This window comes from Kordia jejudonensis, assembly GCF_001005315.1.
GTDB classification, from domain to species: domain Bacteria; phylum Bacteroidota; class Bacteroidia; order Flavobacteriales; family Flavobacteriaceae; genus Kordia; species Kordia jejudonensis.
Genome location: NZ_LBMG01000001.1, coordinates 208,184 through 219,587, shown reverse-complemented (window position 1 = coordinate 219,587; position 11,404 = coordinate 208,184). Strand labels below are relative to the sequence as shown.

At 34.5% G+C, this 11,404-nt stretch carries 11 protein-coding genes; 6 read left to right on the top strand and 5 right to left on the bottom strand.

Features of this window, described 5'->3' with window-relative positions; all coding sequences use genetic code 11:
- Nucleotides 1-54: 54 nt before the first annotated feature.
- Together AA089_RS00855 and AA089_RS00850 are read right to left on the bottom strand one after the other, a co-directional pair.
- Entirely contained in the window at nucleotides 55-468 is a 414-nt protein-coding gene (locus AA089_RS00855; RefSeq protein ID WP_046755003.1) for a response regulator, read from the bottom strand.
- A 219-nt stretch (nucleotides 469-687) separates the two neighbouring features.
- Nucleotides 688-1,278 carry a carboxymuconolactone decarboxylase family protein gene (locus tag AA089_RS00850; RefSeq protein ID WP_046755002.1) on the bottom strand — a complete coding sequence of 197 codons (591 nt, stop codon included), beginning with the start codon at nucleotides 1,276-1,278 and terminating at the stop codon, nucleotides 688-690.
- A gap of 147 nt (nucleotides 1,279-1,425) precedes the next feature.
- Between AA089_RS00850 and AA089_RS00845 the strand changes: the two genes are divergently transcribed.
- From AA089_RS00845 to AA089_RS00820, 6 genes are all read left to right on the top strand, one after another.
- Nucleotides 1,426-1,848, top strand: a complete 423-nt coding sequence (locus tag AA089_RS00845; RefSeq protein WP_046755001.1) for an OsmC family protein — start codon at nucleotides 1,426-1,428, stop codon at nucleotides 1,846-1,848.
- Between the two features lie 292 nt (nucleotides 1,849-2,140).
- Entirely contained in the window at nucleotides 2,141-2,440 is a 300-nt protein-coding gene (locus AA089_RS00840) for a GIY-YIG nuclease family protein (protein ID WP_046755000.1), read from the top strand.
- 316 nt (nucleotides 2,441-2,756) lie between these two features.
- Nucleotides 2,757-4,445, top strand: coding sequence for a single-stranded-DNA-specific exonuclease RecJ (gene recJ, locus AA089_RS00835; RefSeq protein WP_046754999.1), 1,689 nt, complete (start codon nucleotides 2,757-2,759; stop codon nucleotides 4,443-4,445).
- A gap of 388 nt (nucleotides 4,446-4,833) precedes the next feature.
- Complete coding sequence (locus tag AA089_RS00830; RefSeq protein WP_046755023.1) at nucleotides 4,834-6,909, top strand: glycoside hydrolase family 97 protein; 2,076 nt, start codon at nucleotides 4,834-4,836, stop codon at nucleotides 6,907-6,909.
- Between the two features lie 81 nt (nucleotides 6,910-6,990).
- Nucleotides 6,991-8,265, top strand: coding sequence for an MFS transporter (locus AA089_RS00825; RefSeq protein ID WP_046754998.1), 1,275 nt, complete (start codon nucleotides 6,991-6,993; stop codon nucleotides 8,263-8,265).
- 62 nt (nucleotides 8,266-8,327) lie between these two features.
- Nucleotides 8,328-8,681 (top strand): hypothetical protein, encoded by a 354-nt coding sequence (locus tag AA089_RS00820; RefSeq protein WP_046754997.1) that lies wholly within the window; start codon nucleotides 8,328-8,330, stop codon nucleotides 8,679-8,681.
- 56 nt (nucleotides 8,682-8,737) lie between these two features.
- On the opposite strand, the gene AA089_RS00815 is transcribed toward AA089_RS00820, so the two are convergent.
- The 3 genes from AA089_RS00815 to AA089_RS00805 form a co-directional block, all read right to left on the bottom strand.
- Nucleotides 8,738-9,742: a sensor histidine kinase gene (locus tag AA089_RS00815; RefSeq protein ID WP_046754996.1), complete on the bottom strand. Its 1,005-nt coding sequence runs from the start codon at nucleotides 9,740-9,742 to the stop codon at nucleotides 8,738-8,740.
- Nucleotides 9,743-9,876: 134 nt separating this feature from the next.
- Nucleotides 9,877-10,644: a UDP-2,3-diacylglucosamine diphosphatase gene (locus tag AA089_RS00810; protein WP_046754995.1), complete on the bottom strand. Its 768-nt coding sequence runs from the start codon at nucleotides 10,642-10,644 to the stop codon at nucleotides 9,877-9,879.
- A gap of 107 nt (nucleotides 10,645-10,751) precedes the next feature.
- Nucleotides 10,752-11,207 carry a 6-pyruvoyl trahydropterin synthase family protein gene (locus tag AA089_RS00805; RefSeq protein ID WP_046755022.1) on the bottom strand — a complete coding sequence of 152 codons (456 nt, stop codon included), beginning with the start codon at nucleotides 11,205-11,207 and terminating at the stop codon, nucleotides 10,752-10,754.
- Nucleotides 11,208-11,404 lie beyond the last annotated feature (197 nt).

The following is an 11,404-nucleotide window of genomic DNA, read 5'->3' as shown; positions in this document are numbered from 1 at the left end:
TTTTGTCAACGAATTACTTAACCTTTACAGAGATGACAAATAGAGCTTTTTTTGTTAGGCGCTTTTCAATTCATTAATAGACCAATACGAAAGTGTAATCTCAATTTTAGAAACGTACTCTTCATATTTCAATGGTTTTAGAATATAACCAGAAATTCCAATACGATAACATTCTAAAATATCTTTTCTGTTGTCAGAAGTTGTTAAAATTATCGTTGGAATATGGCGTAAATCTGGATCGTTCTTTAAAATGGTCAAAAACTCAATACCATTAATTTTTGGCATATTTAAATCGAGCAAAATAATATCTGGAAGATTCGTTTTAGTTTCCAAAATCGCTAAAGCTTCTTCTGCATTTTTAGCTTCTGTAATTTCATGCTTGGCTTTTAGCAACGAAACTGTACGATTCATCTTCATGATTTCAATCATGTTGTCTTCGATTAATAATACTTTTAATGGCTTTTTCATTTTTTCTAGTTTGAGCAATTGGAATACAATTTTACACCATAAAAAACCAATAAAAGTTGAATGCAGTTTAACGAATAGTATGTGTAGACGAAATGCAAAAAAGTGTAGATGAAAGTTTTTTTAAAATGTCGATTTTTGACAAATTGAAACTTCTAAACAACAAAAAACCTTTGCCGAAAAAACAAAGGTTCTTAAACTAATTATTTTATTTTGAAGGATTTACACGTGTTTTCCTTTTTCCCAACCGTGTTTCCCCAAATATTGGTTTCCGCTTTCTACGGCTCCTTCTTCAATAGAAGTTCCCATACTATCGTTCCAACGATTTAAGTATCCGAATAATGAAATTACACCTAACATTTCTACAATTTCACCTTCATTCCAGTGTTTGTATAATTCGGTTTTAATATCCTCATTTACAGCATTTGGAATAATAGAAGCTGCCAATGAAAAATCTAGAGCGGCACGTTCGGCATCTGAAAACGCAGGATGTGTTTTATATTCCCAAATATTATCTAGTTGTTCTTGCTCTGCTCCGTAACGTTCTGCGGCTCTAATGGCGTGTGCTTGGCAATAACGACAACCTGTAGCATTACTACTTACCCAAGCAATCATACGTTTTAAAGCAGAAGTGACACGACCTTCATTTGCCATCACAGCTTTGTTGAGGTTTATAAATGCTTTTGAAATGGCAGGTCTGCGTTGCATGGTTAAGACAGAATTTGGACAAAACCCAAGTGTTTCGTTGAAAAATTCGGCTAATTCTTTGGTTTCTAAATCATGATCTGGATTCAATGGCGTTACTAATGGCATATTGTATATTTTTTAAATTAATTACTTGTATTTTTGAATGCTGTAATCGATCAAAACTACAGTTTACGAATTTAAGCAAATAAAAAATAGAATCACGAACACTTTTGAGGGCACTCAAAATAGAATTTCACTAAAAAAACTTCACACATGGCACATAAAATTACAACGCAATGGAAAGGAAATATGTTGTTTGAATCTGACAATCCAAGCGGACAAACGGTTTTAATGGATACTTCTCCTGAAAATGGTGGAAATAATGAAGGATTAGGACCAAAAGCAATGATGTTATCTTCCTTGGCAGGTTGCTCAGGTTTGGATGTAGTTTCTATCATGAATAAAATGAAAGTTTCTGTAGATGAATTTAAAATGGAAGTCGTAGGCGAATTGACAGATGAACATCCAAAATACTATCATACGGTAACCTTAGATTATCACTTTTATGGAACTGATTTGGAAGAAAAAAAGATTCAAAAAGCAGTAGATTTATCGGTTGAAACTTATTGTGGCGTGATGGAAATGTTCCGTCGTTTTGCAAAAGTGAAAACCAATACGTATTTTCACAGTTCTTAATTCGTAGTATAATTTTCCTCAGTATTTAATCATAAGTCGTCACTTCGAGTGAATTTGTGCAACAAATTTATATCGAGAAGTACTTTGAAGCAGAAATAAGCTTTGAGAAAACAAGTAGATCTCGATACAAAAAATGTTATCACATTTTCCACTCGATCAGACGTATGAAACGAAATGGATATAAAGAACTCAATACGTCACTTCGAGTGATTTTCTGTCACATTGAGCGCAGCCGAAATGGATAGAAAATTGTATCGAGAAGTACTTTGAAACGATCACTTAAATTAGGAAAATGAAATTATCATATGTATACATTTTAAAATGTAAAGACAATTCTTTTTACACAGGTGTAACTTCAAATCTTGAAAAACGTTTGGAGCAACATAAAAGAGGATTTTATAAAAGCTGTTACACGTATTTACGTAGACCAGTATCATTAGTTTTTTATGCTTCGTTTACAGATATTACTATGGCAATAGCTATGGAGAAACAAATTAAAAAATGGTCACGCGTCAAAAAACAAGCGTTAATTAATGATGAATATGATGCTTTACCTAATTTAGCAAAAAAGAAATTTAGAGTAAACGAGTAGATCTCGATACAAAAACTCTTTGAGTTTTCACTCGATCAGACGTTATGAGACGAAATGGACATGGATAACTTAAAAACGTCACTTCGAGTGATTTTCTGTCACATTGAGCGCAGTCGAAATGGACAGAAAATAGTATCGAGAAGTGCTTACAAGTAATAATTTGTAGAATACTAAAATTAGATTTTGATACACAACGAAAGTTCGTTGCAAGTGATTTTAAATGAAAAAAAATTCACTGTAATTGATAGTATAGAAAAATCATATCAAAATGTACGTTGAAACGAAAAAATACATTAAAATCTAAACAAGAAAAAACATGCGTTGGACATTAAAACCAAAACCAGAAGCACATAAGCTCAAACATCTTATGGAAGTGTTGCAAGTCAATGAAGTCGTTGCGACACTTTTATTACAACGAGGAATTGAAACCTATGAAGCAGCAAAAACCTTTTTTCGTCCTTCCATAGAAGATATTCACGATCCATTTCTGATGAAAGATATGGAGTTTGCTGTCGCGAGAATTGATAAAGCCATCGCAACTGATGAAAATATCATGGTATATGGCGATTATGATGTAGATGGCACGACTTCGGTTGCGCTGGTTTCTTCGTACCTTCAAACAATCTATCCAAACATCGCAACCTATATTCCAGATCGTTATGAAGAAGGTTATGGCTTGTCGTTTCAAGGAATTGATTATGCTTCCGACAACGATATTTCACTCATCATCACACTCGATTGTGGCATAAAAGCCATCGATAAAGTTGCATATGCCACTGAAAAAGGGATTGATATCATCATTTGCGATCATCACCGACCAGGAAACGAATTGCCAAAAGCAGTTGCCGTTTTAGATCCAAAACGAGACGATTGCAACTATCCGTACGACGAACTATGCGGTTGTGGCGTTGGTTTCAAACTCATTCAGGCATTAGGCTCCAAAAGAGGACAAACCGTCACAGATTTGTTTCCATATTTAGATTTAGTGGCTACCGCAATTGCAGCAGATATTGTACCAATTACAGGCGAAAACAGAGTCCTTGCTCATTTTGGAATGCACGTCATCAATTCGGCGCCAAGAGCAGGAATCAAAGCGATCATCAATCAACTAAAAAAAGAGATACTAACCATTACAGATGTCGTTTTTGTGGTAGCGCCACGAATCAACGCTGCTGGTAGAATCAGTCAAGGATTGCATGCGGTAGATTTACTAACGGAAGACGATTTAGAAGTTGCCAAACAATATGCGGCTGGCATTGAAGAATTCAATCTAGAGCGAAGAAGTTTGGACCAAGAAATTACCAAAGAAGCTTTTCTTCAAATTGAAAAATTAGAAGAACAAGAACGTTTTACGACAGTAGTTTACGATGAACATTGGCACAAAGGTGTCATCGGAATTGTTGCTTCTCGATTGATAGAAACCTATTATCGTCCAACCTTAGTATTTACGAAAAGTGGCGATAAATTAGCGGCTTCCGCCAGATCTGTAAAGGGTTTTGATGTATATAACGCTTTAGAACAATGCAAAGAACACATCATTCAATTTGGTGGACACAAATATGCAGCAGGATTAACCTTAAAAGAAGAAAACTATCAAGCATTTAAAGATGCGTTTGAAGAAGTTGTGAAAAATACAATTGATAACACCTTGCTCACACCAGAAATCTTGATTGATAAAGAAATCGAACTCAAAGAAATTACGCCAAAATTCTATCGTATTCTCAAACAATTTGCGCCATTTGGACCACAAAACATGAGTCCGATATTCATGAGTACACAATTACAAGATTCAGGTTGGGCAAAATGTGTCGGAGCCGAAAAAGATCATTTAAAAATAAGTGCTGTACAACGTCGATCGAAACCAATTTCAGGAATCGGATTCAACTTGGGCGATAAAATTTCCAAAGTGAAAAACAAAAAACCATTTGATGCCGTTTTTTCTATTGATGAAAACGTCTGGAACGGACAAACCACGCTACAATTGCGATTGCGAGATATTCGGTAGCTTAATTTGATGATTTGAAAATGCGTTGATTTGAAAATTGGTTTCTAAGGAAAGTTTTGTTTTATAAAAAACTCATTTTCAAATGATTTGTGATTTTGTAAACGAATCAATTTTGTTATAGTAATACTTTATATAGCAGTTCATTGTATTGAAAACTGATCAATCTGAATATCGTCGTCATGCTGAACTTGATTCAGCATCTCAGAATTTAGGAAAAACAATTGATGTAAGATTCCTAATCAAGTAAGGAATGACGGTACCTAACAGGTTTTGTAAATTCGCGCTAGATTCTTGACTCTTTAAACACAACTTATCAACACGAAAACGATGTCGCCTTATTTTTCAAATGGAAAATAGTACTTTTAAAACGAAATCAATTGCAATCATCATGAAAACCATCTTCAAAACGCTATTAATTCTAGGAATTTTTTGTCTTTGTTCGTGTACTAAAAACCGAAAAAATGTTGCTATTTCTTCTCCGAATGACACCTTATTGGTCAATTTTCTATTAACAGATGAAGGAAAACCATCATACATAATTTTAAAAGGCGTCAGTGTCGTTATTGATAGTTCGTCTTTGGGTTTTGAGTTGAAAAATGCGCCTTCTTTACTTGATAATTTTAAAATTGTAAATGTAGACACAAAATCAGTTGACGAAACGTGGAATATGCCTTGGGGCGAACAAGAAACTGTTCGAAATCAGTACAATGAACTAAAAGTTGAACTGCAAGAAAAAGATTCGTTAGAACGAAAATTAAACATAGTTTTTAAAGTATATAATGATGGAATTGGTTTCCGATATGAATTCCCTGAGCAAGAACATTTGAAAGAAGTTTTTATCACAGATGAACATACACAATTTCAATTGACAGACGATCATACAACTTGGTGGATTCCTGGAGATTGGGATATTTATGAACATTTGTACACCACTTCAAAAGTATCTGAAATTGATGCACTCAGCAAAGCAAATCATGGGAGTTTGGCACAAACCTACATTCCAGAAAATGCCGTTAATACGCCAGTAACGATGCGAGCAGAAGGCGGTTTACACATAAGTATTCACGAAGCAGCATTGTTGGATTATTCAGGAATGACTTTAAAAGTAGATACGGAAAACATATCGTTTCAAAGTGAATTGGTCGGTTCAGAACGAAACGATTATAAAGTAAAACGAACCACACCATTTACCACACCTTGGCGTACGATTCAAATTGCAGAAAAAGCAACCGAATTAATCGATTCTAAACTCATTGTCAACCTAAATGAACCTTCTAAAATTGACGACATTTCATGGTTTACGCCAATGAAATACACAGGAATTTGGTGGGAAATGCACTTAGGAAAATCATCTTGGGACAAAGCAGCAGGAAAACATGGCGCAACGACAGAAAATGCCAAAGCCTTCATAGATTTTTCAGCAAAAAACAACATCAAAGGCGTCTTGGTAGAAGGCTGGAATACAGGTTGGGAACATTGGATTGGTTTTGAAGATCGAGAAGGTGTTTTTGATTTTATCACACCATATGACGATTACGATTTGCAAGAAGTAGTGCGTTATGCCAAAGAAAAAGGTGTAGAAATTATCATGCATCATGAAACGTCTGCGGCAATTGGCACGTATGACAGACAGATGGACAAAGCCTATAAACTCATGCAAGATTTGGGAATTCATTCGGTAAAATCGGGTTATGTTGGAAAAATTATTCCGAAAGGAGAATATCATCACGGACAATGGATGGTAAATCATTACAACAATGCAGTATTCAAAGCAATTGAGTATGAAGTTGCTGTAAATGCGCATGAGCCGATCAAAGCGACAGGTTTGCGTAGAACCTATCCAAATATCATTTCGCGTGAAGGTTTGCGCGGACAAGAATTTAACGCGTGGGCAGCCGATGGCGGAAATCCTCCAGAACATTTACCAATTGTAGCATTTACACGTATGTTAGCTGGACCGATAGATTATACGCCAGGAATTTTCAACATTAAACTTTCTCCTTACAAGGAAAACAATCAAGTGAATACGACTATTGCACAACAATTAGCGTTGTATGTGGTCATTTACAGTCCGATACAAATGGCGGCGGATTTGATAGAAAATTACGAAGGAAATCCTGCATTGCAATTTATCAAAGATGTTGGTGTCGATTGGAAACAAACCAAAGTACTCAATGGAGAAGTTGGCGATTTTGTAACGATTGCACGCGAAGAACGCCAAACGGGCAATTGGTTTTTGGGAAGTATTACCGATGAAAATGCTCGTAATTTGGAAGTTTCGTTAGATTTTTTACTGCCAAATACAACTTACACAGCTACCATTTATAAAGATGCAAAAGATGCACATTGGGACGACAATCCAACTGCAATTGACATTGAAACAATGGACGTAACTTCGGAAACAAAACTTACATTACAATTGGCAGCTGGTGGCGGAACGGCTATCAGTTTTCTAAAAAAGTAATATAGAAAACGTTGGAATCTTTCGTTTTCCTGTGATGAATTGTGTTTTGAATAACGTATTTTTGAAACGAAATTCCAATACGTGCAAAAACAAGATCCATACGAAGCTTTACGATTCAAAGAATTTAATATCTTTCTATTGGTTAGATTCTTTTTAGTATTTGGTTGGTCCATGCAATTCATTGTCATATTGTGGCTTATCAGTGAAATTACCAATGATGATCCTTGGTCGCTTGGTTTGGTTGGATTGATGGAAGTAATTCCTGCTGTTGGAATGGCGTTATTTGCGGGACATATTGTAGATCAGCGTGAAAAACGAAATTTATTAGCCATTTGTATTGTCTTATTCTCCTTAATGAGTTTAGGATTGTTTTTGGTCGCAACACCTGAAATTACTGGAAATTGGTCACAAAACTCAATATTATACAGTATTTACGGATTAATATTTTTCGGAGGCATTTTGCGTTCATTTTTCGGACCCGTTATCTTTTCATTGATAGCCTTGATTGTTCCCAAAAAAACATATCCAAACGCGGCTACTTGGAGTAGTTCTACTTGGCAAGCTTCTGGAATATTAGGAAAAACATTTGGCGGTTTGGCAATTTATTGGTTTGGCGAGCAAGTTTCATTGTCTATCGTGTTTGTGTTTGTAGTTTTTTCATTAGGATTGCTCATGTTGATTCCTAAGAAGCCAATTATGAATCCAAAAATAGGCGAAAACGTTTGGAAAAGCTTAAAAGAAGGAATCAATTTTGTGAAAAATGAAAAAGTAATATTAGGCGCATTAACCTTAGATATGATTGCTGTATTGTTAGGTGGAGCTGTAGCGTTGTTACCTATTTTTGCAAAAAGTATACTAAATGTCGGCTCATTTGGTTTTGGACTCTTAAGTGCAGCAACTTCCATTGGCGCCTTAGTAACCATGTTAATCACAGCGTATATTCCAGTGACTAAAAATGCAGGAATGAAATTACTCGCATCTATCTTTATATTTGGTTTGTGTATTATTGTTTTTGGATTGTCAACTACCTTTTGGATTTCACTCTTAGCACTTTTTGTAAGTGGTTTGGTAGATGGTGTTTCAATGGTGATTCGTCAAACAATTTTACAACTCAGAACACCTGACGAAATGCGTGGACGTGTAGCTTCTGTAAACTCAATATTTGTTGGTTCATCCAATGAATTAGGTGCTTTTGAAAGTGGCGCAACTGCAAAATTAATGGGTGTAGTACCTGCAGTGGTTTTTGGTGGTATCATGACATTAGTAACTGTATTTGCCACTGGTTTTTTCAATACATCACTTCGAAATTTGGACTTAACCGAAGATATGAAAGCTCATGGTAAAGAAGAATCTTAACAATAAATTTATTTAGACTAATTATAAATAGTTGTATATTTGAATTCTCAATTAGAAGAATTATGAGTGATATACATAGAATTTATTACAACGATATTGGCATTGCATTTCAGTGGAAAAAAGATGTGGAGCGTAACCATCCGAAGTTTCAAGTAATTTTTAGAGATACAGGATTTTATTTGACGATTCAAGAGATCGAAAATTTCTCCAAATTTATTAAACAAGCTGTTGCACGCGGTTGTTGTGATGATTGCAAAGCGAAAGGCAATTGTAGATCTATTCTACTAAAAACACCAGCTTCAATGGTAGATTTGGCAGTTTCTGAACAAGAGTTGAAAACGATTTCAGATTTGATTGAAGGTACGTTGTTCCAAATCAATCTAAATAATTACTTATCAGAGATTTGCAAGAATTAATTTTTTCAATTTTGTCACTGAGATGATTTTGCTAAAAATTCAAGTGGCTAAACAAACTATCGATTCAATTTTTTAGGATAGGAAATGATGAATTTTGAACCAAGTTTTCCGTCAGATTCTACGCGAATAGTTCCTTCATGTTTTTCTATTATTTTTTTCACAATAGAAAGACCAATTCCAGTACTTTCATAGGTATCTTTTTCACTGAGTGTTTGAAATACATCAAAGATTTTTCGATGGTATTTAGGTAAAATACCAGGTCCGTTATCTTTAATGATAAGTTCATAAAATGTAGATTTTTCGATGCTAGAAACGACAATTTCACACACTTCTTTATCATTGTATTTTACCGCGTTACTAATCAAGTTGGAAAGTACTTGTGATACCTGAATTCTGTCTCCTTCCACCACAGGCAACGTATCTTTTATGGTCAACTTTACATTGACTGTATCGCGATAATTGTTGAATTCTTCTTGTGTAATTTCTTGTAAATCAATAGATTCTAAGTTTATTTTTCCAATTTTAGAATAATTCAAAATTCCATTAATCAAATTTTCAAGACGTTTTACGCGTTCTTGCATCGTATTAATATGCACATGTACTTCTTCGGTTTCGCCAGCTTCTAAATCTTCTTTTATAAACGAAGCCAAGCTCGAAATACCTCGTAATGGTGTTTTTAAATCGTGCGAAGTTATATAAGCAAATTCTTCAAGTTCTTTGTTTTTTAATTCTGTATCATCTAGATTTTGATTGAGTTCTTTTAGCTTGGTAAAACTATCCAAACCTGTGCGAACTACAATGAATACAAACAGTGATCCCATAAAAAAGATAACTCCCGAAAGAAACGCTAGTAGTTGTACTTGTCCTAAAATAACGACAGTTGCTACTGCCAAATAGCCAACCAAAAATAACAACATTAATACACGCAGCTTTTGCCAGTTCGCCTTAAGCTTGTTATCTGGAAGAATATTAAATATTTTTTTAGTGTAGCTTGCGCTCATCAACAGAATAAATGCCCCAAGTAGGATAAGTGCAGTTATTATGTAGTTAGATAAATCCATAAATTGTATTAAAAAAGTATAAGTTATGAAATTCATACGTATTCGTGAAACGCACTAGTGAAAGTTGTAAAATATTGTTGAAACGCATAATTTTTAGATGAATGTTTTTACACTATTAAAAACACACCAACAATCTACGTATTTGGCAACTCATATTTTTTTAATGAAAGGGTTTTTCCATCAAATTCTGCATAGGTATAATATTGAATCCAATCGCCTAAGTTTATATATGTACTTTTTTCGTTGAGGTCAATTTCTAATGGCAAATGGCGATGTCCGAAGATGAAATAATCAACGTGTTTAGTTTCCAGCTTTTTTTTAGAATATTGTACTAACCATTCGTTGTCTTCTCCTAAAAAAGTGGCATCATCATCTCCTGAAATCAATTTGTTTTTTACAGATAAATATTGGGCAATTCGCATACCAATATCAGGATGCAACCACCGAAAAGACCATTTGAAAAACGGATTTGTAAACACTTTTTTCATACGTTTATAGCCTTTGTCTCCAGGACCTAATCCGTCACCATGACCAATAAAAAAAGTAGTATTGTTAAATGTAAATTCTTGTGGCTTGTAGTATACAGGAATGTTGAGTTCTTTTTCAAAATAGCCATTCATCCATAAATCATGATTTCCAACAAAAAAATAAACGGGAATGCCTTTATCACGTAAATCTGCTAATTTTCCTAGCGTACGCACAAATCCTTTGGGAACAACGGTTTTGTATTCGAACCAAAAATCGAACAAATCGCCCAGAAGGAAAATAGCGGCTGCATCGTGCTCAATTTCGTTTAGCCAAGCTACAAATTTCTTTTCTCTAGGAAGACTCGCTTCTGCAGTTGGTGCGCCTAAATGGTTGTCTGAAGAGAAGTATATTTTTTTTCCTTCGGGAATATTCATGTTGTAAATATAGTAATTCTATTATTCCCGTGATGACGGAAATCTGTTTCTAAGATACTTGAGTTTTAAATCAAAAGATAACTCAATCAAGTTGAGTATGAAGCTATTTATACTTCATTATCACTTGCAAACCATTCCGCACACGACGAATCGGTTTCTTGCAGACGTAATGAAAATAGTTGAATGCTTTCAGGAAGTCTATTTTTAATTTTCGCGGCGAAATCAATGACCATATTTTCGCTAGTTGGTTGATAATCAGCTAAAATCACATTGTGTCCTTCGCCACGCATGGTCAACGCTAGTGATTTGTGCGGTGTATTTTTATTAAACACAATTGCATGATCAAATACATCAACGACTTCTTCTTTCACGATTTTTTTCAAATCGCTAAAGTCAATTACCATTCCCCATTTTACGTTATTGTTGTCTGTAATAGGCGTTCCAATCACAGTTACAGAGAGTTTATAACTATGTCCGTGTACGTTTTTACATTTCCCGTCATACCCATATAAAGCATGACCAGTTTCAAAATTAAATTGCTTTGTAATGCGAATTTTGCTCATTTTCATTTTCAATTAATGCGCAAATATAGGGTATTTTAGCTTTTTTAATTCCTGTGTAGACAGGAATCTACAATCTTAACTTAAAATTCTAAAAATTAGTCTTTTCTGTTTAATTAAACATTAAATTTCGTTGAACATAATGTGTGTTTTTACATATTTATGATTGAGAAATTAAAAGATTTAATCAAGTAAGGTGT

Bases quoted from the DNA above. Each gene is read 5' to 3' on its own strand.
- AA089_RS00855 (WP_046755003.1), bottom strand. From the start codon at position 468: ATGAAAAAGCCATTAAAAGTATTATTAATCGAAGACAACATGATTGAA.
- AA089_RS00850 (WP_046755002.1), bottom strand. From the start codon at position 1,278: ATGCCATTAGTAACGCCATTGAATCCAGATCATGATTTAGAAACCAAA.
- AA089_RS00845 (WP_046755001.1), top strand. From the start codon at position 1,426: ATGGCACATAAAATTACAACGCAATGGAAAGGAAATATGTTGTTTGAA.
- AA089_RS00840 (WP_046755000.1), top strand. From the start codon at position 2,141: ATGAAATTATCATATGTATACATTTTAAAATGTAAAGACAATTCTTTT.
- recJ (WP_046754999.1), top strand. From the start codon at position 2,757: ATGCGTTGGACATTAAAACCAAAACCAGAAGCACATAAGCTCAAACAT.
- AA089_RS00830 (WP_046755023.1), top strand. From the start codon at position 4,834: ATGAAAACCATCTTCAAAACGCTATTAATTCTAGGAATTTTTTGTCTT.
- AA089_RS00820 (WP_046754997.1), top strand. From the start codon at position 8,328: ATGAGTGATATACATAGAATTTATTACAACGATATTGGCATTGCATTT.
- AA089_RS00815 (WP_046754996.1), bottom strand. From the start codon at position 9,742: ATGGATTTATCTAACTACATAATAACTGCACTTATCCTACTTGGGGCA.
- AA089_RS00810 (WP_046754995.1), bottom strand. From the start codon at position 10,644: ATGAATATTCCCGAAGGAAAAAAAATATACTTCTCTTCAGACAACCAT.
- AA089_RS00805 (WP_046755022.1), bottom strand. From the start codon at position 11,207: ATGAGCAAAATTCGCATTACAAAGCAATTTAATTTTGAAACTGGTCAT.